Origin of the sequence: Phenylobacterium sp. (assembly GCF_035569475.1) — a bacterium.
Lineage (GTDB): Bacteria > Pseudomonadota > Alphaproteobacteria > Caulobacterales > Caulobacteraceae > Phenylobacterium.
Map to the genome: position 1 here is coordinate 18,226 of NZ_DATMNA010000123.1, position 25,931 is coordinate 44,156.

The following is a 25,931-nucleotide window of genomic DNA, read 5'->3' on the forward strand; positions in this document are numbered from 1 at the left end:
CGCAGCGCTGTCCGGGACCCATAGGCTCCGAGATACCGGAAAGAGCGCAGCGTCGACGCCGCGCGCAACCGGCCGACGCGGAGTCTATGGGTCCCGGTCTTCGCGTTCCGCGAAACCGGGATGACAGCGGAAGGGAAGGCGGTAGGGTCCGCCCCACGGGAAGGGAGGACGCGCGGTGACAGACCTCAGCTATGTGCATGGCGCGGACGCGCGGCCCCTGCTCGGCCTGACGATCAGCCAGGCCTTCGACGCGACCTGCACGGCGCACCCCGATGTCCCCGCCCTGATCTCGCGGCATCAGAAGATCCGCTGGACCTACGCCGAAATGGGCGAGCGGGTCGACGCGCTGGCCGCGGGCCTGCTGGCGCTCGGCCTCGAGCCCGGCGACCGGGTCGGCGTCTGGGCGCCCAATTGCGCGGAATGGGCCCTGACCCAGTTCGCCACCGCCAAGGCCGGCCTGATCCTGGTCACCATCAACCCGGCCTACCGCCTGAGCGAGGCCGAGTACGCGCTGAACAAGGTGGGCTGCAAGGCGCTGGTCACCGCCGTCGCCCACAAGACCAGCGAATACCTGCACATGCTCCGCGAGCTGGCGCCGGAGCTCTCCTCCAGCCGGCCCGGCGCCCTGCAGGCCGCCCGCCTGCCGACCCTGCGCTGGGTCATCACGCTCGGCGAACAGGAGCACGCGGGCTGCCTCGCCTTCCACCAGGCCTGCGACGCCGGCACGCCCGCCGACGCGGCGCGGCTGAAGGAGATCGGAGCGGGGCTGCAGTTCGACCAGCCGATCAACATCCAGTTCACCTCGGGCACCACGGGCTTTCCGAAAGGCGCGACGCTCAGCCACCACAACATCCTCAACAACGGCTACTTCGTCGGCGAGGCGATCCGTCTTCAGGTGGGCGAGCGGCTGTGCATCCCCGTGCCGCTTTACCACTGCTTCGGCATGGTGATGGGCAACCTGGGCTGCGTCACCCACGCCGCGACCATGGTCTATCCCGCCGAGGGGTTCGATCCGCTGGCGACGCTGGAGGCGGTGGAGGCGGAGGCCTGCGCCGGGCTCTACGGCGTGCCGACCATGTTCATCGCCATGCTAGGCCACGAGGCCTTCGGCCGCTTCGACCTCTCGTCCCTGCGCACCGGGATCATGGCCGGCTCGCCCTGCCCCATCGAGGTGATGAAGCAGGTGATCGAGCGGATGCACATGCCGCAGGTGACCATCGCCTACGGCATGACCGAGACCTCGCCGGTCAGCTTCCAGTCGGGCGCCGAGGACAGCCTGGAAGTCCGCGTCTCCACCGTCGGGCGCATCCACCCGCACGTGGAGGTCAAGATCGTCGACGCCCAGGGCCGCATCGTCCCGCGCGGCGAGACCGGCGAACTCTGCACCCGCGGCTATTCGGTGATGCTGGGCTACTGGGACGATCCGGAGCGCACGGCCGAGGCCCTCGACGCGGCCGGCTGGATGCACACCGGCGACCTGGCGACCCTCGACGCCGAGGGCTGCGGCAACATCGTCGGGCGGATCAAGGACATGGTCATCCGCGGCGGGGAGAACGTCTATCCGCGCGAGATCGAGGAATATCTCTACCGCCACCCGGCGATCGCCGATGTGCAGGTGATCGGCGTGCCCGACAAAAAGTACGGCGAGGAACTCTGCGCCTGGATCGTGCTGAAGCCGGGCGAGACCCTGACCTCCGAGGCTGTCCGCGACTTCTGCCAGGGCCAGATCGCCCACTACAAGATTCCACGGCACGTCAAATTCGTGGAAGGCTTTCCCACGACGGTCACCGGCAAGGTGCAAAAGTTCGCCATGCGCGAGGCGATGATTGCGGAACTGGGCCTCGTGCTGGAAAAGACCGCATGAGAAAATTGACGAGCGCCGTCGACACCGGCTCCAAGGCCTTCGCCGCCAACGCCAAGCTCAACCGGGCGCTCGCCGCCGAGCTGCACAAGCGCGCCGCCCATGCCGCCCTGGGCGGGCCCGCCGAGAGCCGCAAGCGCCATGAGGGCCGCGGCAAGCTCCTGCCCCGCGACCGGGTGATGCGCCTGCTCGACGCCGGCGCGCCCTTCCTGGAGGTGGGCCAGCTCGCCGCCAACGGCCTCTACGGCGACGAGGCCCCGGGCGCGGGCCTGATCACCGGCATCGGCCGGGTCTCCGGGCGCGAGTGCATGATCGTCGCCAACGACGCCACGGTGAAGGGCGGCGCCTACTATCCGATCACCGTGAAGAAGCATCTCCGCGCCCAGGAGATCGCCCTGCAGAACCGCCTGCCTTGCGTCTACCTGGTCGACTCGGGCGGGGCGAACCTGCCGCACCAGGCTGAGGTCTTCCCCGACCGCGAGCACTTCGGGCGCATCTTCTTCAACCAGGCGCGGATGAGCGCCGAGAACATCCCGCAGATCGCCTGCGTGATGGGCTCCTGCACCGCGGGCGGGGCCTACGTTCCCGCCATGAGCGACGAGACCATCATCGTGCGCGGCCAGGGGACGATCTTCCTGGGCGGCCCGCCGTTGGTGAAGGCCGCCACCGGCGAGGTGATCTCGGCGGAAGAACTGGGCGGCGCCGACACCCACGGCCGCCGCTCCGGCGTGGTCGACTATGTGGCCGCCGACGACGAGGACGCCATCGCCATGGTGCGCACCATCGTGGCCCATCTGAACATCACCAAGCGCGTGGACATGGACGTGGCCGAGCCGCGGCCCCCGGCCTTCGACCCGGAGGAGCTCTACGGCATCGTGCCCTCGGACGTGCGCGCGCCCTATGACGTCCACGAAGTCATCGCCCGCATCGTCGACGACTCGGCCTTCGACGAGTTCAAGGCGCTCTACGGCACGACCCTGGTCTGCGGCTTCGCGCGCATCTGGGGCTACCCGGTGGCGATCCTGGCCAACAACGGGGTGCTGTTCTCCGAGAGCGCGCTGAAGGGCGCCCACTTCATCGAGCTCGCCTGCAAGCGCAAGATCCCGCTCGTCTTCCTGCAGAACATCTCGGGCTTCATGGTCGGCGGCAAGTACGAGGCCGGCGGCATCGCCAAGGACGGCGCCAAGCTGGTGACCGCCGTCGCCAGCGCAGAAGTCCCGAAGTTCACCGTCCTGATCGGCGGCTCGTTCGGGGCGGGCAACTACGGCATGTGCGGCCGCGCCTTCTCGCCCCGCTTCCTGTGGACCTGGCCCAACAGCCGCATCAGCGTCATGGGCGGCGAGCAGGCCGCAAGCGTCTTGGCCACCGTCCACCGCGACGCGGCCAAGTGGACGCCGGAAGAGGAGGAAGCCTTCAAGGCCCCGATCCGCCAGACCTACGAGGACGAGGGCAACCCCTACTTCGCCACCGCGCGCCTGTGGGACGACGGGATCATCGACCCGGCCCAGACCCGCGACGTGCTGGGCCTCTCCATCTCCGCCTCGCTCAACGCCCCCATTCCGGAGACGCGCTTCGGCGTGTTCAGGATGTAGCCATGGCCACCGGCGACAATCTCCTCGAAGCGGTCACCGCCGACACCATCGCCCACGAGGGCGCGCGCGCCGCAAAGCACAGCCTGGCGATCGGCACGCCCTGCCCCAACTGCCGCACCGCCATCGCCGGACCCTGGTGCTACGCCTGCGGCCAGCGGGCGGAGAAGTTCAACCGCTCCATCTGGCGCCTGGCCGGCGAGGCCTTCGAGGCCCTGGTCGAACTGGACGGCCGCATCTGGCAGACCTTCCCGCGCCTGATCATCCGGCCCGGACGCTTGACCCGGGACTATCTGGACGGCCACCGCGCCGTGCAGGTGCCGCCGTTCCGCATCTTCCTGATCGTCCTGCTGCTGGTCTTCTTCGCCGCCTCCATCGATGTTTCGCGCGGCCATCGGAACTTCCGGCTCGTGCCACCGAACAGCCCGGAGGCGGCGAACATCATGTCGCCGGAGATCCAGAAGCGAATGAACGTGCAGGTCGGCGACGCCAAGGCCTCGGCCTGGCTGAAGGAACGGCTGCTGTTCTCGCTGAACCACCAGGACGCCTTCTTCCGCTCGATGGCGGAGTGGTCGCAGCGGTTCGCCTTCCTGATGCTGCCGATCGCGGCCCTGATCCTCACGGTGCTGTTCGTCTTCAAGAAGGGGGTCTACGTCTTCGACCACCTGATTTTCACCATGCATTCCCTGTCTTTCCAGGGCCTTCTGCTGAGCGCGGTGTTCCTGCTGGGCGCGTTCGGCCAGGACTGGGGCGGCTGGGTGCTGATGGCCTCGCCGGTCCACCTGTTCGTGCATATGCGCGGAACCTACGGGATCAGCACGTTCGGGACCCTGATTCGCATGGGCCTGTTGTTCTTCGGCTCCTCCATCGCCTTTGGCCTGCTGATCGGCGGGCTGGTGGTTGTCGGCCTCGCCACCGCGCACTGAGGGCGGAAAAGCCATGTTCAAATCCGTCCTGGTCGCCAACCGCGGCGAGATCGCCCGCCGCGTCTTCGCCACCGCCCGACGCATGGGCCTGGAGACCATCGCCGTCTATTCCGAAGCCGATGCGGGCGCCGCCCATGTGGCCGACGCCGACCGCGCCGTGCCGATCGGCCCGGCGGCGGCGCGCGAAAGCTACCTGGTTCCGGAGAAGATCATCGCCGCGGCCAGGGCCACGGGCGCCGAGGCCATCCATCCCGGCTACGGCTTCCTCTCGGAAAACGCCGACTTCGCCGACGCGGTGACGGCCGCCGGCCTGATCTGGATCGGCCCGCCGAGCTCGGCGATCCGCGCCATGGGCCTGAAGGACGCCGCCAAGGCGCTGATGGCCAAGGCCGGGGTGCCGGTGACCCCGGGCTACCTGGGCGAGGACCAGGCCGAGGCCGCGCTGGCCAAGGAGGCCGCGCGCATCGGCTACCCCGTGCTGATCAAGGCGGTGGCCGGCGGCGGCGGCAAGGGCATGCGCCGGGTGGACGCGGCGACGGAGTTCGAGGCCGCGCTGGGCGCCGCCCGCCGCGAGGCCAAGGCCGCCTTCGGCGACGACCGCGTCCTCCTGGAGACCTACGTCACCCGCCCGCGCCACATCGAGGTTCAGGTGTTCGGCGACGCCCAGGGCGACGTCGTCCACCTCTACGAGCGCGACTGCTCCCTGCAGCGCCGCCACCAGAAGGTGATCGAGGAAGCGCCCGCTCCGGGCATGGACGCCGCGACCCGCGAGGCGGTCACCTCGGCCGCGGTGAAGGCCGCCAAGGCCGTCAGCTATGTGGGCGCGGGCACCGTGGAGTTCATCGCCGACGCTTCGGCCGGCCTGCGCCCCGACCGCATCTGGTTCATGGAGATGAACACCCGCCTGCAGGTGGAGCACCCGGTCACCGAGATGGTCACCGGCCTCGACCTGGTCGAGTGGCAGTTCCGCGTCGCGGCCGGCGAGCCCCTGCCGCTGAAGCAGGCGGAGATCGGCCTGGCCGGCCATGCGGTTGAAGCCCGCCTCTACGCCGAAAGCCCGGCCACCGGCTTCCTGCCCTCGACGGGAGTGCTGGAGCACTTCCAGCTTCCGCCCGACGTGCGCGCCGACGCCGGCGTCGAGGAGGGCGGCGAGGTCACCCCCTTCTACGACCCGATGATCGCCAAGCTGATCGCCCACGCCGGGACCCGCGAGCAGGCGCTCAGCGAACTGGCCGGGGCCTGCGACGCCGTCGAGGTCTGGCCGGTGAAGACCAACGCCGGCTTCCTCGCGCGCTGCCTTGAACAGCCGGACTTCATCGCCGGCGACGTCGACACCGGCTTCATCGAGCGCAACCTCGCCGAGCTGACGGCCGCGCCCGAGCCCTCGCCCGCCGCCCTGGCCGCCGCCGCCGAGGCCGCCATGGTGGTCGACGAGACCCAGGCGCCCGATGCCTCGCCCTGGCGCGACCTCGTGGGCTTCCGGCTGAACGCGCCGCCGCAGACCCGCGTGCGCCTCTTCCTGCACGGCAAGCCGGTGATGGCCGAGGCTTCGGAGATCGGCGCCGGCCGCTCGGTGCTGCTCACCGACGAGGACGAGATCGTGGTCTTCGAGGCGGGCGAGGCCTTCGTCTTCGCCGGCCACCCACCCACGGCCGACGAGGCCGGCGCGGCCGCCGACGGCCAGATCCGCTCGCCCATGCCCGGCAAGGTCACCGGCCTCTCCGTCAAGGCCGGCGACACGGTGACCAAGGGCCAGGGCCTGCTCACCCTCGAAGCCATGAAGATGGAACACGCCCTGACCGCCCCCTTCGACGGGACGGTGGAGGAGGTCTCGGTCCAACTCGGCGCGCAGGTCAGCGAGGGCGCGGTGCTGGCGAAGCTGTCGCCCGCTTAGTTGTCCACGAACCACACGAACGCGCGCTTCCCCGAGGCTCCGCGGCAGCGGAGGCTCAGAGCCCTTCCCACTCAGGTTGAATCAACCTGAGTGGACCAGAAGGGCTCCAGATATAGGCGACGACCCTGTTCTTTCCCGGCTGACTTGATCCAAGTCAGCCGGGACAGGGTCTAGTCGATTCAACCACCAAGAACACCAAGATCGCCAAGGAGTCCGACGTTGCCCAGGGTTTGAAAATGGACCGCCCGTTGCGTGGGCCTCTTATTCCCGCCGCAGCAGCGCCACCGTACCCTGGCCGCCGTCGGCGCAGATGCTGACGACGCCCCACGACCCCGTCGGCATGGCGTAGAGCTCCTTGATCCCCTGGCTCAGGATCCTCGCGCCGGTGGCGCCGAACGGGTGGCCGATCGCGGTCGAACCGCCGTGCGGGTTCAGGCGATCCATGGGGAACTTGCCGAGCTTGGCGGTGACCTTGGCCTTGTCCTTCAGGAACGCCGGATCCTGGATCGCCTTGATATGGGTCGCCACCTGGGCGGTGAAGGCCTCGTGCAGTTCCCAGAGCGCCACGTCGCCCAGGGTCAGGCCGTTGCGGGCCAGAAGCCGCGGGATCGAATAGGCCGGCGCCATCAAGAGGTACTCGTCGAACAGGTTGATGGCGTTGACCTCATAGTCCACCAGCCGCACCCGCGGAACGTCCGGCGGCAGGCGTTCCAGCCCCTTGGCCGTGGCGACCCACATGGCCGCCGCCCCGTCGGTGAGCGGGCTGGAATTGCCGGCGGTGAGCGTGCCCGTCCCGCTGGTGCGGTCGAAGGCGGGCTTGAGCTTGCCGAGCGCCTCCAGGCTGGTGTCCGGCCGGATCAGGGTGTCGCGGCCGACCTCCTCCAGGCGCAGCACCAGGTCGTCGAAGAAGCCGCTGGCCCAGCCGGCGGCGGCGCGCTTGTGGCTGGCCAGCGCCAGCTCGTCCTGCTCGGCGCGGCTGATGTTCCAGCCCTTGGCCATCTCCTCGGTATGCTCGCCCATCGACTTGCCGGTCGCCCGGTTCTTGATCTGCGGGATGAACAGGCGGACGTCGCTGAGCCGGGTCCCGCGCAGCGCGGCCCAGCGCCCGGCCAGGTCGCGCGCCTCCATGAACCGGCGCAGGTCGTCGGAGAGCGGCGGCGACAGGCCGATCTGGATGCGGCTCATGGCCTCCGCCCCGCCCACCAGGGCCAGGCTGCGGCCCGCGCCGTCGTCCAGCATGCCGGCGGCCTGGAAGGCGCCCATCATGCTGGTGGAGCAGGCCATCACCGTCGACGAGGCCGGGATCGACGGATCGCCGCCCGCCGAGATCAGCGCCTCGCGGCCCAGGTTGCTCATGGTGAGGTTCGGGATCACCGCCCCCCAGTTCATCAGGTCGGGCCGGCCGCCTTTCGCCAGCATGGCCTTGACCACCGGGACCGAAAGATCGAGCGCGTCCTTCTTCGCCAGCGGGCCGCCGGCCTTGGCGAAAGGCGTCCGCACGCCCGCCGCCAGCCAGACGCCGGGTTTGCCGCCGCTTTGGGGTTTCGTCGCCGCTCTGGCCATGTTGCGCTCCCGATTTCGCCCTAAAGATGGGCGCGACGGCGCCGCTTAGGAAGCCACCACGCCTTCGTCATGAAGCCTGGCGATCTCGCCCGACGACATCCTCAGCACCTCAGCCAGCACCTCGTCCGTATGCTGCCCCAGGCGGGGCGCCGGGGCGACCGGGCCGCGCGGGTCCTGCGGGATCGTCGCCATGGCGCCGGGCGCGGGATAGGTCAGGCCGCTGGGGTGGCGGATCGCCTGGAACACCGGATTGTCCTTGTAGAGCCGCGGGTCGTCCAGCGCCGCCTCCAGCGGCTGGTAGGCTCCCCAGGTGACGCCGCCGGCGTCGAAGGCCGGCGCCAGGTCCGCCGCCGTGCGCTGGGCGAACGCCTGCTCGAACAGGGGATAGAGCCGCGCCCGGTGCGTGAAGCGCAGGCCCTCGTCGGCCGCGAACGAGACGCCCAGCTCAAATTCCAGGACCGCGACCGCGGCGCTCAGGCCCAGGGCTTCCAGGGCCTTCGACCACTGCTTGGGCGTGATCGCCAGCAGCATCAGGGTCTGGCCGTCGCGGGTTCGGAAGTCGCGGCCGAAGGCGCCGAAGATGTCGTTGCCCATCCGCGGCCGCTGATGGCCGGCGAGCGCCGTCTCGGCGGTGAAGCCCAGGTTGGCCATGGTCGCCGCGCCGATGTCGGAGAGCGGGCAGCGGATCTCGCGGCCCACGCCGCTGCGCATCCGCGCCAGCAGGGCCGAGACCAGGGAAAAGGCGCAGTAGGCCCCGGTCAAAAGGTCCCAGGCGGCCAGCACGTGGTTCACCGGCCGCGGATCGTCCGCCGGCCCGGTCATCTGCGGCAGGCCGAGCGCGGCGTTGATCGTATAGTCCATCCCCTGGGAGCCGTCGGCCCAGCCCATGACGCGCACGCAGACCAGATCCTCGCGCATCGCCTTCAGGGTTTCGTAGGACAGGAACCCGTCCGCCGGGAAATTGGTGACGAAGAGGCCGGCGTCCTGGCCCGGCGCAGTCGCCAGCCGCTGGGCGATCTCGCGGCCGGCGGGCCGGGTCAGGTCCAGGGCCACCGACTTCTTGCCCTTGTTCAGCCCCTCCCAGTAGAGGCTCGACCCGTTCTGCGCGAGCGGCCAGCGCCGGAAATCCGGCCCGCCGCCGATGGCGTCGAAGCGGATCACCTCGGCCCCCATCTGCGCCAGGTAGAGCCCGCAGGTCGGCGCGGCCACGAAGGCCGACCCCTCCACCACGCGCAGGCCTTTCAGGAGGTCGTACATCCGTTCTCCTTCCCTCCCTTAATGGGGAGGGACAGCTCGCCCCTAGGCGAGCAAGGTGGGGAAGTGTGGGCCACACTGAATCGTCGGGGCATGATCCTGACTTCCCCACCCTGACCGCTTCGCGGTCTATCCCTCCCGATTAAGGGAGGGAAGGTCAGGAAATCAGCTCCCCGACCTCCTTCACCTCTTCCGGCGTCAGCGCCCAGGCCGCGGTCGCCGCATTGGTCTTCACCTGCTCCGGCGTCGTCGCCCCGGCGATCACCGAGGACACCACCTCGTGGCCGAGCAGCCAGGCGAAGGCCAGTTCCAGCAGGGTGTGGCCGCGCTCGGCCGCCCAGGCCTCCAGCTTCTCGACCTTGTCGAAGTTCCTGTCGCTCATGGCAGCCTGGCCGCGGGCGCCCCAGGCGGCTAGGCGCGAGCCTTCCGGCGCCGCCTCGCCGCGCCGGTACTTGCCGCTGAGCAGGCCGGACGCCAGCGGGAAGAACGGCAGGAAGCCCAGGCCGAAATGCTCGCAGGCCGGCAAGACCTCGAACTCCACCTTCCGCTCCAGCAGAGAATAGAGGTTCTGGGCCGAGACGAAGCGGGTGGCCCCGGCGGCGGTCCAGTCGGCGTCGGCGATCTGCCAGCCGGTGAAGTTGGAATTGCCGATGTAGCGGACCTTGCCCTGCGTCACGAGGTCGTCCAGCGCGCGCAGGGTCTCCTCGATCGGGGTGTCGGGGTCGGGCTGGTGGAACTGGTAGAGGTCGATCCAGTCGGTGCGCAGGCGCGTCAGGCTGTCTTCCACCGCGCGCATGATCCAGCGCCGCGAGCCGCCCTTCCGGGACTCGTCGTCGCCGATCCGCATGCCGAACTTGGTCGCCAGCACGATGTCGCCGCGCCGCTTGCCGAGCGCCTTGCCCAGGAATTCCTCGGACTTGGTCCCTCCGTAGATGTCGGCGGTGTCGAAGAAGGTGATCCCGGCGTCCAGGGCCGCGTCGACCACGCCCTGGGTGGCCTTCTCGTCGATGCGCATCCCGAAATTGTTGCAGCCCAATCCGACCTCGCTGACCTTCAGGCCCGAGGTTCCCAATCGGCGCAGCTTCATCGTTGTTCTCCGCAGGATTCCGCAAGGTTTGAGGCGTCCGCCTGCGGCTCTTCCGCGCGGCGCGCAGGGACCCTAGCGGCATCGTTCCCCTAGGCAAGGGCGATCGGAAGGCTCCCCGCCATGGTCAAGCTTCTTCACGCTTCATCATGCTTGACGCCCTATTCACTAGGTTTGTTCGGGATATCGCAAGCCTCGGCTCACTAAGGTCACGAACTCAAACGGTTTTTTGGCGGACGGATTTCCCCATGCGCGTCGTCACCATCGTCAGCCTCGGAGGCTGCGCCCTTTTCGGCCTCGCCGCCCTCGTCGTGGCGAAGACCATGATCCCCAATCCTGCGACCGCGAAGATCATCGCAGCCCCGGTCGCGGGCGTGCCGGTGGTGGTGGCCAAGGGCCCCCTGAAGTTCGGCGACAAGCTGGACGCCACCAAGATCGAGGTCCTCAACATTCCCTCCAACGCCGTGCCCGAGGGCGCGTTCACCACCACCGCCCAGGTGCTGGCCCAGGACGGCGGCGGGCCGCCGGTGGCGTTGACGCCGATCGCGGCGCGCGAGCCCCTGCTGCCGGCCAAGCTCTCCGGCCCCGGCGCGCGGGCCTCGATCGCCGCGGAGATCCGCGACGGCTTCCGCGCCTACACCATCAAGGTCACCGACGTGACCGGCGTGGGCGGCCATGCCCTGCCCGGCGACCGGGTGGACGTGGTGCTGATGCGCGATACCTCCGCCGATTCCTCCAAGCACGCATACGTCTCCGAGGTGGTGATCCAGGATGTGCGCGTCCTGGGCGTCGACCTGAACGCCGACCTGGCCTCCAACAAGCCGGCCACCCCCAACACCGCGACCCTCGAGGTCAGCGTGCCCGACGCCCAGAAGCTGGCGGTGGCCGGCGACCTGGGCAAGCTGTCGCTGGCGCTGCGCCGCACCGGCTCGACCGAGGTCGCCCAGACTTCGCCGATGCGCGGCGCGAGCTTCGTGGGCGGCGGCGAGGCGCGCCCGATCCGCGCCTCGGTTCGCCGGCGCCCCTCCTCGGGGCCGGCCCCGATGGGCTCTCCGCTGATCATGATCGTCGAGGGCGACGGCCAGAGCGAGCACAAGTCGTCGCACAAGGACCGCGCGCCCAAGGCGCCGCCCGCCGCCCCGCCCGCGCCCACTTCGCTGGGACCCGACAACTCCAAGGCGGCGGTTTCCGTCGCCTCGGCCGGGCACATCTCGTGACCCTTCCCGCTTCGCGCTTTCCGGAGTTCCAGACCATGCCGCGCCAACTGGCCGCCGCAGCGGCCGCCGCCCTCACCCTGTTGAGCGTCGGGGCCGTCGCCCAGCCGGCCCACGCCGACGCCATGATGAGCGAGCAGGCGCCGAGCCGCGTCATCACCGTGCCGAAGGACAAGTCGCTGTCCTTCCGCCTGGACGAGCCGGCGACCAAGATCGTCGTGGCCCAGCCGGACATCGCCGAGGTGGTCGCCACCACCGACCGCAGCTTCTACGTCCGCGGCCTCGACGTGGGCTCCACGAACCTGCTGGTCTACGGCCCGGGCGGGCGGCTGATGCAGGTCATCGACGTGCGCGTCGGTGTCGACGCCCTGTCGCTGGAACGCGACCTGGCTCAGGCCCTGCCGAACGAGCACATCAAGGTCCAGACCCTGGGCGAGGGCGTGCTGCTCACCGGCGACGTCTCCAGCCCCGGCGTCGCGCTCCGCGCCAAGGCCATCGCCGACAAGCTCGCGCCCGACGGCGTGACGTCCATGCTGCGCTCGGCCGGCTCCCAGGTGGTGCTTGAGGTCCGCATCCTGGAGGCTACCCGCCTGGCGTCGCAGGACATCGGCCTGGGCGCCACGATCAGCAACAACTCCGTCAACTTCAGCTTCGGCACCGGCCTGATCTCCAACTCACCGCCCGCCGGCGTGCTGAGCTTCTCGGGCCACTCGGGCCACACCACCATCGACGCCACCCTGCAGGCGCTCGAGTCCAAGGGCATGATCCGCACCCTGGCCCGCCCGAACCTGGTGGCGCTGTCCGGCGAAAAGGCGAGCTTCCTGGCAGGCGGCGAATTCCCGTTCCCGGTGCCGGCCGGCGTCGGCCAGATCAGCATCGAATTCCGCCAATACGGCGTGAGGCTCGAATTCACCCCCACCATCCAGGACGACGGCAAGATCAGGCTGCTGGTCGCGCCGGAGGTGAGCGCCCTCGATCCCACCAACACCGTGAGGGTCGACAACGTCACCGTGCCGGCGCTGACCGTTCGGCGGGCCAACACCACCGTCGAGCTTCGCGACGGCGAGTCCCTGGCGATCGGCGGCCTCTTCCAGCACACCGCCCAGACCGACATCAAGCAGATCCCGGGCCTGGGGGAGATCCCGATCCTGTCGGCCCTGTTCCGCTCGACGCGCTACCAGCGCAACGAGACCGAGCTGCTGATCATCGTCACGCCGCGGGTCGTCACCCAGGACGACGTCAACAGCGCCAAGGACCGCAACCTGCCGGGCGCCGAGCCGAAGATGCCGGCCTTCCTGCTGAACGGCGCCGCGCTCGACAAGCCGATGGCTCACGACCTGCGTGGCCCGATCGAGGCTCCGGCTCCGGCCCCTCCTGCCGCCGCCGCCGCACCCGCGGCCGACCAGGCCCTTCGCGGCCCGATCGCCCCCGCCATCCCGACGGCCGCGCCGGCCGCCGCCGCCACGGTTCCCGCCTCCGGAAAGTAAGCGTATCCAAGATGAGTTCACAGTCCCTCAGCGGCAAGCGCGTCCTCACCCTCGGCCCGGACCTCGCCGGACTGGCCGCGGGGCCGTTGGCGGGCGCGCGGATCGAGGCCGCGGGCCTTGAGCGGCTGATCGGGGTCAGCGCCGTCGACGCGGACCTGGTCCTGATCGACGCCGACGCCTGGAGCCCGCCGGCGCTTGCGGCCGCCGTGCAGGCCCTGTCGCTTTGCGCCGCCCCGCCGCCGGTCCTGCTGGTGGGCTCCCACCTGCCGACCGCCGTGGTGCGCGGGCTGCTGCGGCTGGACCGCTCCGACGTGCTCGACGCGCCCTATGCGCCCGAGGTGCTGGGCGCGGTGATCGCCACCCTGCTGGAGGCGCCGGCCCCGGCCGCCCAACCCGCCGCGCCGCCGCACGCCGTCGAGGTCGCCCGCTGCTGGGCGGTGGTCGGCGCGGTCGGCGGCTCCGGCGCCACCACCATCGCCATCGAGATCGCCACCCAGCTCTGCGCGCGCCAGGTCAAGGACAAGAGCGTCTGCCTGATCGACCTGAACCTGGCCGACGGCTCGGCCGCGGCCTATCTGGGCGCCCACCCGACGCTGCGCCTCGCCGACCTGGGCATGGCGGCCGAGAAGCTCGACGCGGCCATGCTGCAGGCGTTCGTCACCCCGGTGACCAGCCAGCTCGACCTGCTGGCCGCCCCGCGCGACCCCGACGCCTTCGACGCCGCCCCGCGCGAGGCGATCCTGCGGATGCTGGAGATCGCCTGCGAGAGCTACGACTGGGTGATCCTCGACATGCCGCGCCATCGCCGGTCCTGGACGCTCGAGGCCCTGGGCGGCTGCGACGAGATGCTGGTGGTGTCCGAGCTCACCGTGCCCGCCCTGCTGGCCGCCCGCTCCCTCTCCGACGAGATCGAGCGCGACCTGGGCTCGGGCCAGAAGCCGAAGATCGTCCTGAACCGCCTGGCCAGCCGCATGTTCGGCCCCGCGCCCTCCATGACCGAGGCCGAGAAGGCTCTGCAGCGCAAGGCCGAGGCCGGGATCAGCTCCGACTGGGAGGCCGCCGCGGCCTCCGTCAATCTGGGCGGCCCCATCGCCACCCACCGGCCCAAGTCGAAGATCGTCAAGGATATCCAGACCATGGTCGAACGCCTCGCCGCCCACGCCGCGCGCGGCGGCGTGAAGGCCGCCTGATGGGCCGCTTCAGCCTGCCCGGCGCGCGCCCGGCGACGCCGCCGCCCGCCCCAGCCGCCGCCGCGCCCGCCCCGGCCCCGGCCCCGCCGGTCAGCGCCTTGCCGACGCTCGCCTCGCCGCCTCCGCCGCCGATGCCGCCCAAGCACGTGCCGGCGGCCAAGGGCTCGCCGCCGTCGCAGCTCGACATCCGCCTGCGCCTGCACGCGCGCCTGATCGAGGAGCTCGACCTCGCCAAGCTCGACAAGCTCGACGAGAAGGACATGCGGCGCGAGGTCTTGAGCCTGGTCGCCGACTTCGCCCGCGACGAGCGCATGGCGCTGAACACCGCCGATCTGCAGGAGCTCGGCGCCTCGATCTACGACGAGATGGTGGGCCTCGGCCCCCTTGAGCCCCTGCTCAAGGACGAGAGCATCAACGACATCCTGATCAACGGCCCGTTCCAGGTCTATGTCGAGCGGCGCGGCGAGCTGGAGCTGACGGCGGTCCGCTTCCGCGACAACGACCACCTGCTGCGCATCGTCAACCGCATCGTCGCCGGCGTCGGCCGCCGGATCGACGAGAGCCAGCCGATGGTCGACGCGCGCCTGCAGGACGGCAGCCGCGTCAATGCCGCCATCGCGCCCATCGCCATCGACGGCGCGGCGGTCTCGATCCGGAAGTTCTCCAAGAAGCCGCTGACGCTTGAGCGGCTGGTGGAGTTCAACGCCATGCCCATGGCGGTCGCCGACTTCATCCACGGGGCGGTGAAGAGCCGTGTCTCGACCGTGATCTCCGGCGGCACGGGCTCGGGCAAGACGACGCTGCTCAACGCCCTGTCGGCGGCGATCAGCCACGGCGAGCGCCTGATCACCATCGAGGACGCCGCCGAACTGCAACTGCAGCAGCCGCACGTCGTGCGCCTGGAAACCCGCCCGCCGAACATCGAGGGCAAGGGCGAGATCCGTCAGCGGGAGCTGGTCAAGAACGCCCTGCGGATGCGTCCCGACCGGGTGATCCTGGGCGAGGTCCGGGCCGACGAGGCCTTCGACATGCTGCAGGCCATGAACACCGGCCACGAAGGCTCCATGGCCACCATCCACGCCAACAACCCGCGCGAGGCGATCGGCCGCCTTGAGCAGATGATCGCCATGGGCGGTCTCGCCATCAGCCCCGACGCCATGCGCCAGCAGATCGCCTCGGCCATCGGCCTGATCATCCAGGTGATGCGGCTGTCGGACGGCAAGCGGAAGATCACCCACGTCACAGAGATCACCGGCATGGAGGGGCAAGTGGTGCAGATGCAGGACATCTTCACCTTCAATCGCACCCACACCGACCCGGACGGCACGGTGCACGGCGAGTTCCGCGCCACCGGGCTGCGGCCCCGCTGCATCGACGAGATGAACCGCCGGGGCATCCCCTACGACCTCTCCAACTTCGACCCCACCCGCGCGCTCGGGGTGTGCTGAGGCGACGCCCATGAAATTCGACAGCCACCTCGTTTTCCTGATCCTGGTCTTCGCCGCGGTGTTCACCGCCGGCCAGGCGGTGATCGGCCTGGTCTCGGTCGCCACCCAGAAGCGCAAGGTCAACAAGCGCCTGAAGGTCGCCGAGAAGATCGAAGGGGTCTCGGCCCTGGTCATGGAGCTGCGCAAGCAGCGCGGCCTGAACGCCGACGGCGAGCGCGGCAAGCGCCTGCGCTGGCTCTCCAACCTGATCGTCGCCTCCGGCCTGCCCTACACCCCCAAGAAGTGGGGCATCTACGCGATCCTGGCCGGCCTGGTGGGCGGCATGGCCGCGGCCATCGGCCTGAAGAACCCGATGCTGTTCCCCGTCGGCTTCCTGGTCCTGGGGGTCGGCGGGCCGCTCTTCTATCTGAAGCAGGTGGTGGCCAAGCGGGCCAAGGCGTTGGGCTTCCAGCTTCCGCAAGCGCTGGAGATCATCGTCCGCTCGCTCGAGGCCGGCCACCCGGTGCCGACCGCCATCAACCTGGTGGGCCGCGAGATGTCCGACCCGATCGGCTCGGAGTTCGGCATGGCCTCCGACGAGATCGCCTATGGCGCCACCATGGAGCAGGCGGTCGCGCGGATGGCCGAGCGCTGCCAGCACCCGGACGTCGACCTCTTCGCCGCCACCGTGCGCCTGCAGGAGCGCACCGGCGGCAACCTGACCGGCCTCCTGAAGCTCAACGCCTCGACCGTGCGTGAGCGCCACAAGATGCGCCTGAAGATCCACGCCGCCTCGTCCGAGGGCCGCGCCTCGGCGATGATCCTGACCTCCGCGCCGTTCGTCGCCATGGGCTTCATCATGATCTCCTCGCCGCACTTCTACGGCGACGTGATCAACGAGCCGATGGTCAAGTGGGGCCTGTCGGGGCTGGGCGTCTGGATGTTCATCGGCAACATGGTCATGCGCCGCATGATCGACCTTCGGCTCTAGATCCGGACCGACGCCATGCAGCTTCAGAACCTCATCACCATCGTGGGCGCGATCTTCGTCATGGGGGGCCTGGGCGGGGTCGCCTGGCTGGCGGCGGGCGAGCTGCGCCTGCGCGCCATCCGCCGCGGCCGCCTGGCTCCCGCCGGCGGACCGCAGGCCGACTCGCGCCGCGCCCGCGATCCGAACGGCGGCATCGGCGGGCAGTTCATGGGCCAGATCCGCCGGCTCGGCCAGCAGAGCGCGGTGCGCGACCCGGCCAAGCTGTCGGTGCTGCGCTCGCGGCTGATGCAGGCGGGTTTCTACAATCGCGAGGCGCCGGTGATCTACCTGGGCGTCCGGGCGGCGTCGCTGGCCGTCGCCACCCTGGGCGTGATCCTGATCCTGCCGCTGATCGCCGGCGGCAAGGCCGCCCTGCTCGGCGTTGTTGTCGCCGGCGTGCTCGCCGGCGCCGCGATGATGGGGCCCGACCGGGTTCTCAACATGCGCCGCAGCAAGCGCGAGCGGGAATATTCGGACGGCTTCCCCGACCTGCTCGACCTGCTGGTCGCCTCCGTCGAGGCGGGCCTCAGCCTGGACGCGGCCGTCACGCGGGTGACCGAGGAACTGGCGCGGCGCTATCCGAACCTGACGGTCCACCTGCGTTTCCTGGTGCTGGAGCTGCGCGCCGGCAAGTCACGCAAGGACGCCTGGGCGGCCTTCGCCGACCGACTGGGCATCGACGACGCGCGCCAGCTCGCCACCATGCTGCGTCAGGCCGAGGAGATGGGCACCAGCCTCGGCGAGACCCTGACCGTCTTCTCGCAGGACATGCGCTCCAAGCGCATGCTGCGGGCCGAGGAAAAGGCGCTCGCGCTGTCGGCCAAGCTGACCGTGCCCTTGATCCTCTTCATCTTCCCATGCCTGCTGGGCGCCCTGATGCTGCCGGCCGCCGCGCGCCTGGTGCACGTCTTCAGCCACCACTAAAATCTTCCCGTCCCGCTTCGCGGGAAAGGAAGGTCACACCCCGTACGGCCGGTAGGGTCCCGCGATCAGTTGTTCGAAGACGCCCAGTCCCTGCTGGGCGGTCTCGCCGGGCGCCTCGAAGGTGGCCGTGGCGATGGCCTGGATGTGCCAGTTCTCCGGCGCGCCCATGTCGACGGCGCCAAGGTCGATATCCTCGCGGCCCACCGCCAGCTCGCCCTTCAGCCCGCCGTGGCGCCACTCCCCGCCGTAGCCGATGCCGCGCATCAGGAAGACGCCCTTGGGCTCCAGCCGAACCGAGGCCTCGCCCTGCGCCAGCGGGATCTTCAGCGTTCCGCCAAGGGCATGGCGCGTGCCGGCCTTCAGGGTCACGTCCTCCATCCGCGGGCTGTCGCTATGCCAGCCGCCCTCGGGCCCCGCGCCGTCCGGCAGGATCACCGCGCGGGTGTTCCAGGGCTTTCCCTCCGTGTCGGCGTTGACGTGGAAGAAGACGCTGCGGTCGGCGAAATTGAGCGGCGTCCACTGCCAGAAGAAGCCGGCGACGCCGCCGCCCGGCGTCGGCTGCGGGTCGGCCGCGCCGACCGGGCGGATCCCCCAGGAGCGGTCGCGGGTGCCGGTCCAGCCGGCGGCGCAGACCCGCCGCTCGCCGTCGACCTCGGTCCAGCCGCTCATCCGCACGTTCTGGGTCAGCCGGGTGTAGTCCATGAACATCCTGGGGCCGCTGCGGCGGGTGAAGCGCGGCTCCTCGATCGGGAAGGCGCGGCCTTCGAAGGTGAGCTCGCAGGCCAGGCCCTCGGCCCTCTCCAGCGTCACCTTCAGGGTCTGCAGCGGCTCGATCACCTCGATCCGGATCGGCCCGACCTCGAGCGCCATCCGCTCCATCCCCAGGATCCGCGAGGCGTGCAGGCAGCGCTGCACCCCGTCGCGGATGATCGAGACGTGGGCGTCGGCGACGTTCAGGGCCGGATAGACCCCGAAGGCCACCGCCACGAAGTCCGCGCCGTCCGGCGAATAGCCGTTGAAGAAGTAGCGGTCGTAGAAATTGCGGTCCGAGCCCGCATAGGCGATCGGCTCCGGCGTCTGGTGGATCGGGAAATCGTCGCCCTTGGTCAGCATGATGCGCCTCCTGCCCGATCCCTACACCCGTTGACGTTCGGTCACGCTTGCCGCGCCCCGCGGCAGGCGTATCAATCGTGCACGACAGCTATGATACATCCTAGCTCATAAGGGAGAGTCCGATGAGCGTGATGACCGCCGCCGACCATCGCATCCCGAACGACCAGGCCGCGCTCCTGGTCACGCCCGGCGCCTATGCCGACGGCCGCATCCACGAAACCTACCGCTGGCTGCGCAAGAACGAGCCGCTGGGGATGGCCACGGTCGAGGGCGTCGACCCCTTCTGGGTGGTCACCCGCCACGCGGACATCCTGGAGATCAGCCGCCAGAACGACCTGTTCCACAACGGCGACCGCGCGCCGACCCTCGTCAGTCAGGCCGCCGACAAGAAGGTCCGCGAAATGATGGGCGGCAGCCCGCACCTGTTGCGCACCCTGATCCACATGGACGCGCCGGACCATCCCAAGTACCGCGCCCTGACCCAGGGCTGGTTCATGCCGCAGAACCTGCGCCGGCTCGAGGATCAGATCCGGGTGATCGCCAGGGCCGCAGTCGAGAAGATGGCGGCCAAGGTCGGCCCCGACGGCGTCGGCCGCTGCGACTTCGTCCAGGAGGTCGCCCTGCATTTTCCGCTGCACGTGATCATGAGCATCATGGGCGTGCCGCCGGAGGACGAACCCCGGATGCTGAAGCTCACGCAGGAGCTGTTCGGCGCCGCCGATCCCGAACTGGCCCGCGACGCCGACACGCCGGTCGCCGAGCGCGACTTCGATTTCAGCGTGGTCATCGACTTCTCGAACTACTTCCGGACCCTGTCGGAGGCCAAGCGGGCGGCGCCCACCGACGACCTCGCCAGCCTGATCGCCAATTCCCGGATCGACGGCCAGCCGATCTCGGACCTGGAGGCGATGAGCTACTACATCATCGTCGCCACCGCCGGGCACGACACCACCTCCTCCTCCACCGCCGGGGCCATGTGGGCGCTGGCCGAGAACCCGGCCGAACTGGCCAAGGTGAAGAAGGATCTCTCTCTGATCCCCGCCCTGGTGGACGAGAGCATCCGCTGGACCACTCCGGTGAAGACCTTCATGCGCACGGCCACCGAGGACGTCCGCTTCGCCGATCGCGACATCAAGAAGGGCGACTGGCTGATGCTCTGCTACGCCTCCGGCAACCGCGACGAGGCGGTGTTCGAGGACCCCGGCCAGTTCCACGCCGACCGCAAGCCCAACAAGCACCTGGCGTTCGGCTATGGCGCGCACCTGTGCCTGGGCCAGCACCTGGCCAAGATGGAGATGCGAATCCTCTGGGAGGAACTCCTGCCGCGGCTCTCCGAGCTGGAGCTGGACGGCGTCCCGGCCATGAGCGAGGCGGTCTTCGTCAACGGCCCCAAGCGCCTGCCGGTCCGCTTCCGGATGGCCTGACAGCTTGGCGGGCCATCCCCTAGAGCCGCGGCTGGCGGCCTATATCGCGGGCCGGCTTCCGGACGCCGCCGACGTGACGGTGAGCGGACTGGAACGCATTTCTGGCGGCGCCTCGCGAGAGACCTACCGGTTCCGCGCGCGCTGGCGGCAGGGTGACGAGGTGGTGGCGCGCCGGCTGATCCTGCGGCGCGATCCCCCGGCCAGCCTGATCGACACCGAGCGGCGGGTGGAGTTCGCGGCCTACCAGGCGTTCCACGGCTCGGCGGTGCCGGTGCCGGCCATGCTCTGGCTGGAGGAGGCCGACGGTCCCCTCGACCATCCGTTCTTCATCGCCGAGGAGATTTCCGGCTTCCAGGCCTCGCCGCAGCTGATGTTCGCCGGCGGCTACGACGCGGTCCTGCCGCGTCTGGCGGAGCGGAAATGGACGATCCTGGGCGAGATCGCCCGCGCCGACCCGGAGGCGCTGGGCCTGACGCAGGTGATGACGCCAGTCGCTCCCGACGCCTGCTGGCGGAAGGAGCTCGACCACTGGGAGGCGATCCTGGACTCGGACGAGGCCGAGCCGCAGCCGATCGCCCGGGCCGCGATCCGCTGGCTCGGGCGCAACCCGCCGCCGCCGGCCCAGAAGCTCAGCGTCGTGCACGGCGACTATCGCACCGGCAACTTCCTTTACGACGAGGCCGGCGAGATCCACGGGGTGCTGGACTGGGAGATGGCCCACCTGGGGGACCCCCTCGAGGACCTGGCCTGGGGGTTCAACCCGGTCTGGCAGTTCGGCCGCGGCCTGGCCGGCGGCCTCGCGTCCCAGGACGAGGCGATCGCCATCTGGGAGCGGGCGAGCGGCCTGGTCGCCGATCCGGTGGCGCTGCACTGGTGGATCCTGTTCAACTGCGTGAAGGGCCAGGGAATCTGGGTAGGCTCGGCGCGGGCGTTCATCGACGGGGGCAACACCGATCCGATCATGGTCTACGCCGCCTGGTGGCTGCTGAACGCCCAGGACCGGGCCATCGCCAAGGTGATGGGCCGGCTATGACGCCGCAGGTCCCCTCCGTCCTGGCCGAGATGGCCCAGCTCCTGGTGCGCAATTCCGCCCCGGACGTCGCGCCGGGCGAGCGGGCCAACGCCCTGACGCTGGCGGCCGCCGTCCTGGGCGTCGCCGCCGAGGTCTGGGACGCGGCGGCCGAGAACCTCGTCCAGGAAAACCGCGCGCTCGCGGCCCTGCTGGATGACGCCGCCGGCGAGGCCAGCCTCAGGCTCTCGGCCCTGCGCGCCGAGAACGCGCGCCTGCGCAGCCTGCTGATCGCGGCGCACGCCGCCGCTGAGGAGGCCGGCGACACGGCCCGCGAGGAGGCCATCTGGGCGGAGCTGATCGCCTCGACCGAGCGGCGCAAGCTGTCGATCTCGCCGTCCTGACCATGGCCTCGCAGAAGGACATCGCCAACCGCATCCCGATCACCGGCGCCCTGATGCTGGCGACGCTGATGAACACGCTGGACCAGACCATCGCCAACGTCGCCCTGCCGCACATCCAGGGCAGCGTCTCGGCCTCGGCTGACCAGATCGTCTGGGTGCTGACCAGCTACATCATCGCCACCGCGATCATGACCCCGCTCTCCGGTTGGCTGTCCCAGAAGATCGGCCGCAAGACCATGTTCCTGGCCTCCATCGCCGGCTTCACCGCCGCCTCGGTGCTGTGCGGCGTCGCCACCTCCCTGCCCGAGATCGTCGCCTTCCGGCTGATCCAGGGCATCGCCGGCGCCTCGCTGATCCCGCTCTCGCAGACGGTGATGCTGGACATCTATCCGCAGCGGCTGATCCCGCGGGTGATGAGCATCTGGAGCGCCGCGGTGATCCTGGGCCCCATCATCGGCCCCACCCTGGGCGGCTGGCTGACCGAGGAGCTGTCCTGGCGCTGGGTGTTCTACATCAACGTGCCCATCGGCATCCTGGCCTTCCTGGGTATCTGGACCTTCATGGACCGCGACGACGGCGGGCGGCAGCGGCCGTTCGACTTCCTGGGCTTCGGCGCCCTGGTGCTGTTCATCGGGGGCTTCCAGATGGTGGTCGACCGCGGGCCCAGCCAGGACTGGTTCGACGCCAAGGAAATCTGGATCGAATCGGCGATCTGCGCGGTGGGCCTCTATGTCTTCGTGGTCCAGACGATCACCGCCAAGAACCCCTTCTTCCACCGGGACCTCGCCAAGGACGGCAACTTCGTCGGCACCACCCTGTTCGGCATGGTCGTGGGGGTGCTGCTGTTCTCCACCAGCGCGCTCCTGCCCCTGATGATGCAGAACCTGCTCGGCTATTCGGCCCTGCAGAGCGGGGTGGCGTCCATGACCCGCGGCGTCGGCTCGCTGATCGCCTTCCTGGCCGTGCCGACCCTGGTCGCCCGGTTCGGGCCGCGGCAGGTGCTGCTGGTGGGCATCGTGCTCTCCAGCGTCGCCCTGTGGCAGATGGGCCAGTTCGACCTCTCCATGACCGCTGGGCCGATCGAGGTCGCGGGCTTCATCCAGGGCCTGGGCACCGGCCTGCTGTTCGCCCCGCTCAACACCCTGGCCTATGCCAAGCTTGCGCCGATCCACCGCACCGAGGGCACCATCGTCGCCACCATGGCCCGCAGCCTGGGCTCCAGCGCCGGCATCTCGCTGCTGCAGGCCATGCTGATCCGCGACGCCGCCGTGGCCCATTCGCGGCTGGCCGAGCATGTGACGGTGACCGATCCGGTGCTGCGCTGGACGCTGCCGCGGATCTTCGACCTGCAGTCGACGCCGGGGCTCGTGGCGCTCAATGGCGAGGTGACGCGCCAGGGGACGATGATCAGCTATGACGCCCTGTTCGGCGCCATGGCCGTGGGAACCCTTTTCCTCGCGCCGGTGCTGCTGTTCCTCAAGCCGCCCCCCGCCGCCCCGCCGATGTCGGCGCACGACGCAGCGGTCGAGTAGCTTTCGGGGCGACCGCGATCACCGCGGGCGCACCGGCTGCAGGAAGGTCCGCGTCTCCTCCAGGATGAATTTCCGCTCCTGGGCGAACTTCAGATTGGCGAGCGAGGCGGCGTCGGATCTCAGCCGCCCGCGGTAGGTCTCATAGGAGGCCAGGCAGTCGAAGCCGATCATCGCCAGCCCAACATTGTTGGTCCCCTCGTGCGGCAGGAAATAGCCCAGCAGGTCGCCGCCCAGGGCCGGGATGATGGTCAGCCACTTTCGGGCGTATTCCTCGAAGTCGTCCTTCTTGTAGGGATCGATCACATAGCGGATGCAGCAGGTGATGCTCATGGGGGGCCTCCTCGGTTGAGGTCCCTCTCCTAGCGCCCCGCGCCCGGCTCATGCTTCGATCTGTGACGAAGCTTCCGGGCTGGCCAGGCGTAGACGCTTCGCCTAAGCTCGAAGCATGAAAGTCGGACCCGACATCGCCTCCATCGGGGCCCTGCTGGGCGATCCCGCCCGGGCCAATATGCTGACGGCGCTCTTGGCCGGCCAGGCGCTGACCGCCGGCGAGCTGGCCCGCGAGGCGGGCGTCACCGCCCAGACGGCGAGTTCGCACCTGTCGCGGCTGGAGGCCGGCGGCCTGCTCACCCAGAGGAAGCAGGGCCGCCACCGCTACTACGCGCTCTCCGGCGAGGACGTGGCGGGCGTGCTGGAGGCGTTGATGGGCCTGGCCGCGCGCACCGGCCACACCCGCGTGCGCACCGGGCCCAAGGAGCCGGCGCTGCGCCGCGCGCGGGTCTGCTACGACCACTTGGCGGGCGAGCTGGCCGTGGGCATGCTGGAGAGCCTGAAGGCCCGCGGCCTGATCGGCGAGGCCGACGAAGCCCTGACGCTCACCGCCGCCGGCGAGACCTTCATGGCCGCCCTCGGCCTCGACCTGCCGGCGCTGACCGTCTCGCGCCGACCGCTTTGCAAGGGCTGCCTCGACTGGAGCGTGCGGCGCACCCACCTGGCCGGCGCGCTGGGCGCGGCCTTGCTCGACCGCTTCTACGGCCTGGGCTGGGCGGTCCGCGAGCCGGGCACGCGTCTGGTCCGCTTCACGCCGCGCGGCCTGGAAGCCTTCCGCGAGATCTTCGGCGTGACGCCGGAGGAGCCCGAAGCCCAAGCCATGGCGTGACATTCGCCGTCCGCTCGGCTTTGCTGGCGCCGCCGCCGTTTTTGGCGGCCGAAGCGCCAAGCCATTTTCGATAGGGACGGATTTCACATGCCACCACGGATGTTGCCTGAGCCCACGCCGGAGACCCGGCATTTCTGGGAGGGCTGCAAGGCCGGCGAGCTTCGCCTGCAACGCTGCACCGACTGCGACGGCGGAAGCTATTTCCCGCCGCGGCCCTTCTGCCCGAAGTGCGGCAGCCGCAGGGTCGAGACCTACAGGGCCAGCGGCGAGGGCGTGCTCTGGTCCTACGTCATCAACATGCGCCCGCGCCCCGACATGGGGACCGAGCCCTACGCCATCGCGGTGGTGAAGCTGGCCGAGGGCCCGCAGATGATGACCAACATCGTGGGCTGTCCGCAGACGCCCGAGGCGCTGCAACTCGACATGCCGCTGAAGGTCACCTTCGCCGCCCAGAACGACGACATCTCGCTCCCCTTCTTCGAACCGGCGGGAGCGTAAGATCATGAAGCGCAAATCCATTGCAGTCGTCGGCGCCGCCGAAACAACCCAGATGGGCAAGATCCCGGACGTCTCGGTGATCGGCCTGCATGCCGACGCGGCGCTGAACGCCCTGGCCGACTGCGGCCTGAAGCCCAGCGACATCGACGGCGTCGCCACCGCCGGCATCAGCCCCGTGGACCTCGCCCACTACATGGGCATCACCCCCACCTACGCGGACGGCACGTCCGTCGGCGGCTGCTCCTTCATGCTGCACGTGCGCCATGCCGCCGCGGCGATCAACGAGGGGCTCTGCAACACCGTCCTGATCACCCACGGCGAGAGTGGCCGTTCGCGGGTCGGCGCCGGCGGCTTCGCCCGCGCGGCCTCCAGCCTCGCCGGCCAGTTCGAGATGCCCTTCGGCCCCATGGGCCCGCCGACCATGTTCACCGTTCCCGTGCTCCGCTACCTGAAGGCCCGCGGCTACACGGTCGAAGACCTGGCCATGGTGGCGGTGATCCAGCGGGAGTGGGCGGCGAAGAACCCGCGCGCCAGCTTCAAGGACCCGATCACCGTCGCCGACGTGCTGGGCTCGGACATGATCGCCTGGCCCTTCACCAAGCTGATGTGCTGTCTGGTCACCGATGGCGGCGGCGCGCTGATCCTGACCAGCGCCGAGCGGGCCAAGGACTTCCCGCAAAAGCCGGTTTACATCCTGGGAACCGGCGAGAGCGTCGAGACCCCGATGGTCAGCCAGATGGAGGACTTCACCTCGTCGAAGGCCTTCCGCGTCTCGGGCAAGAAGGCGTTCGAAGAATCGGGGATCACCCACGCCGACGTTGACCACCTGATGATCTACGACGCCTTCGCCCACCTGCCGCTCTACGGCCTGGAGGACCTGGGCTTCTGCAGGCCGGGCGAGGCGGCGGGCTTCATCAACGGCCGCAACACCGCGCCCGGGGGAAAGTTGCCGCTCAACACCAACGGCGGCGGCCTCTCCTACATGCACTCGGGCATGTACGGCATGTACGCCCTGCAGGAGAGCGTGCGGCAGATGCGCGGGATCGCCCCGGCCCAGGTCCCCGGCGCCAGGATCAGCATCGCCCACGGCGTCGGCGGCATGTTCGCCGCGTCGGGCACCATCGTGTTCTCCAACGAGGCGCCCTGAGCGCGGCGCGGTCCCAGCGCCCCCTCCACCACTTCGTGGTCCCCTCCCCCGTTTTTCACGGGGGAGCTTCCGGGCGCCAAAAACCGCGCCCGCTCGCGGGGGAGGGGGACCCGAAGGGTGGAGAGGGCGGCGCAGAATTCGCAGCAGCCACTCCAGGTCCAGTCATGACCCATGGAAGGCGGGCCCTCGCCCCATCCCAGGC

22 protein-coding genes are annotated in these 25,931 nt (G+C 69.9%); 17 read left to right on the forward strand and 5 right to left on the reverse strand.

Features of this window, described 5'->3' with window-relative positions:
* Positions 1-175 precede the first annotated feature (175 nt).
* Genes VNW53_RS19355 through VNW53_RS19370 form a run of 4 tightly spaced genes read left to right on the forward strand, consistent with a single transcriptional unit; the run spans position 176 to position 6,270 of the window.
* Complete coding sequence (locus VNW53_RS19355) at positions 176-1,864, forward strand: AMP-binding protein (protein ID WP_325557673.1); 1,689 nt, start codon at positions 176-178, stop codon at positions 1,862-1,864.
* Entirely contained in the window at positions 1,861-3,453 is a 1,593-nt protein-coding gene (locus VNW53_RS19360) for a carboxyl transferase domain-containing protein (RefSeq protein WP_325557675.1), read from the forward strand. The genes VNW53_RS19355 and VNW53_RS19360 overlap by 4 nt, the downstream gene beginning before the upstream one ends.
* 2 nt (positions 3,454-3,455) lie before the next feature.
* A complete protein-coding gene (locus VNW53_RS19365) occupies positions 3,456-4,376 on the forward strand; it encodes a DUF3667 domain-containing protein (protein WP_325557676.1) in 921 nt (306 codons plus the stop codon).
* Positions 4,377-4,389: 13 nt separating this feature from the next.
* A complete protein-coding gene (locus VNW53_RS19370; RefSeq protein WP_325557678.1) occupies positions 4,390-6,270 on the forward strand; it encodes an acetyl/propionyl/methylcrotonyl-CoA carboxylase subunit alpha in 1,881 nt (626 codons plus the stop codon).
* Positions 6,271-6,531: 261 nt separating this feature from the next.
* Here the strand turns inward: VNW53_RS19370 and VNW53_RS19375 are convergent, their stop codons facing one another.
* The 3 genes from VNW53_RS19375 to VNW53_RS19385 form a co-directional block, all read right to left on the reverse strand.
* Positions 6,532-7,833: an acetyl-CoA C-acyltransferase gene (locus VNW53_RS19375; protein ID WP_325557679.1), complete on the reverse strand. Its 1,302-nt coding sequence runs from the start codon at positions 7,831-7,833 to the stop codon at positions 6,532-6,534.
* A 45-nt stretch (positions 7,834-7,878) separates the two neighbouring features.
* Positions 7,879-9,090, reverse strand: coding sequence for a CoA transferase (locus VNW53_RS19380; protein ID WP_325557681.1), 1,212 nt, complete (start codon positions 9,088-9,090; stop codon positions 7,879-7,881).
* A 154-nt stretch (positions 9,091-9,244) separates the two neighbouring features.
* A complete protein-coding gene (locus tag VNW53_RS19385) occupies positions 9,245-10,174 on the reverse strand; it encodes an aldo/keto reductase (protein WP_325557683.1) in 930 nt (309 codons plus the stop codon).
* Positions 10,175-10,419: 245 nt separating this feature from the next.
* On the opposite strand from VNW53_RS19385, the gene cpaB reads away from it, so the two are divergent.
* Genes cpaB through VNW53_RS19415 form a run of 6 tightly spaced genes read left to right on the forward strand, consistent with a single transcriptional unit; the run spans position 10,420 to position 17,443 of the window.
* Complete coding sequence (gene cpaB / locus VNW53_RS19390) at positions 10,420-11,388, forward strand: Flp pilus assembly protein CpaB (RefSeq protein WP_325557685.1); 969 nt, start codon at positions 10,420-10,422, stop codon at positions 11,386-11,388.
* A 35-nt stretch (positions 11,389-11,423) separates the two neighbouring features.
* Positions 11,424-12,872, forward strand: a complete 1,449-nt coding sequence (locus VNW53_RS19395; RefSeq protein WP_325557687.1) for a type II and III secretion system protein family protein — start codon at positions 11,424-11,426, stop codon at positions 12,870-12,872.
* Between the two features lie 11 nt (positions 12,873-12,883).
* Positions 12,884-14,062: an AAA family ATPase gene (locus VNW53_RS19400; protein WP_325557689.1), complete on the forward strand. Its 1,179-nt coding sequence runs from the start codon at positions 12,884-12,886 to the stop codon at positions 14,060-14,062.
* Positions 14,062-15,510, forward strand: a complete 1,449-nt coding sequence (locus VNW53_RS19405; protein WP_325557690.1) for a CpaF family protein — start codon at positions 14,062-14,064, stop codon at positions 15,508-15,510. Before VNW53_RS19400 ends, VNW53_RS19405 begins: the two co-directional genes overlap by 1 nt.
* A 10-nt stretch (positions 15,511-15,520) precedes the next feature.
* Positions 15,521-16,480: a type II secretion system F family protein gene (locus VNW53_RS19410; RefSeq protein ID WP_325557692.1), complete on the forward strand. Its 960-nt coding sequence runs from the start codon at positions 15,521-15,523 to the stop codon at positions 16,478-16,480.
* A gap of 15 nt (positions 16,481-16,495) precedes the next feature.
* Positions 16,496-17,443, forward strand: a complete 948-nt coding sequence (locus tag VNW53_RS19415; RefSeq protein WP_325557694.1) for a type II secretion system F family protein — start codon at positions 16,496-16,498, stop codon at positions 17,441-17,443.
* Between the two features lie 33 nt (positions 17,444-17,476).
* Here VNW53_RS19415 and VNW53_RS19420 read toward each other — a convergent pair whose 3' ends face one another.
* Positions 17,477-18,556: a hypothetical protein gene (locus tag VNW53_RS19420; RefSeq protein WP_325557696.1), complete on the reverse strand. Its 1,080-nt coding sequence runs from the start codon at positions 18,554-18,556 to the stop codon at positions 17,477-17,479.
* 122 nt (positions 18,557-18,678) lie between these two features.
* On the opposite strand from VNW53_RS19420, the gene VNW53_RS19425 reads away from it, so the two are divergent.
* The 4 genes from VNW53_RS19425 to VNW53_RS19440 are packed head-to-tail and all read left to right on the forward strand — an operon-like array spanning position 18,679 to position 22,925.
* Positions 18,679-19,980, forward strand: coding sequence for a cytochrome P450 (locus VNW53_RS19425; RefSeq protein ID WP_325557697.1), 1,302 nt, complete (start codon positions 18,679-18,681; stop codon positions 19,978-19,980).
* Positions 19,981-19,984: 4 nt separating this feature from the next.
* The gene (locus VNW53_RS19430; protein WP_325557699.1) at positions 19,985-21,013 is read left to right on the forward strand and encodes a phosphotransferase family protein; all 1,029 of its coding nucleotides are present in this window, start codon (positions 19,985-19,987) and stop codon (positions 21,011-21,013) included.
* On the forward strand, positions 21,010-21,393 hold the full coding sequence (locus VNW53_RS19435; RefSeq protein WP_325557700.1) for a hypothetical protein: 384 nt from the start codon (positions 21,010-21,012) through the stop codon (positions 21,391-21,393). Before VNW53_RS19430 ends, VNW53_RS19435 begins: the two co-directional genes overlap by 4 nt.
* 2 nt (positions 21,394-21,395) lie before the next feature.
* On the forward strand, positions 21,396-22,925 hold the full coding sequence (locus VNW53_RS19440; protein ID WP_325557702.1) for a DHA2 family efflux MFS transporter permease subunit: 1,530 nt from the start codon (positions 21,396-21,398) through the stop codon (positions 22,923-22,925).
* An 18-nt stretch (positions 22,926-22,943) separates the two neighbouring features.
* On the opposite strand, the gene VNW53_RS19445 is transcribed toward VNW53_RS19440, so the two are convergent.
* On the reverse strand, positions 22,944-23,255 hold the full coding sequence (locus tag VNW53_RS19445; protein WP_325557704.1) for an NIPSNAP family protein: 312 nt from the start codon (positions 23,253-23,255) through the stop codon (positions 22,944-22,946).
* A gap of 115 nt (positions 23,256-23,370) precedes the next feature.
* Between VNW53_RS19445 and VNW53_RS19450 the strand changes: the two genes are divergently transcribed.
* The 3 genes from VNW53_RS19450 (at position 23,371) to VNW53_RS19460 (ending at position 25,729) form a co-directional block, all read left to right on the forward strand.
* Complete coding sequence (locus VNW53_RS19450; RefSeq protein WP_325557705.1) at positions 23,371-24,084, forward strand: winged helix-turn-helix domain-containing protein; 714 nt, start codon at positions 23,371-23,373, stop codon at positions 24,082-24,084.
* 99 nt (positions 24,085-24,183) lie between these two features.
* The gene (locus VNW53_RS19455; RefSeq protein WP_325557706.1) at positions 24,184-24,582 is read left to right on the forward strand and encodes a Zn-ribbon domain-containing OB-fold protein; all 399 of its coding nucleotides are present in this window, start codon (positions 24,184-24,186) and stop codon (positions 24,580-24,582) included.
* A 4-nt stretch (positions 24,583-24,586) separates the two neighbouring features.
* Positions 24,587-25,729: a thiolase C-terminal domain-containing protein gene (locus VNW53_RS19460; RefSeq protein ID WP_325557707.1), complete on the forward strand. Its 1,143-nt coding sequence runs from the start codon at positions 24,587-24,589 to the stop codon at positions 25,727-25,729.
* The last annotated feature ends 202 nt before the right edge of the window (positions 25,730-25,931 follow it).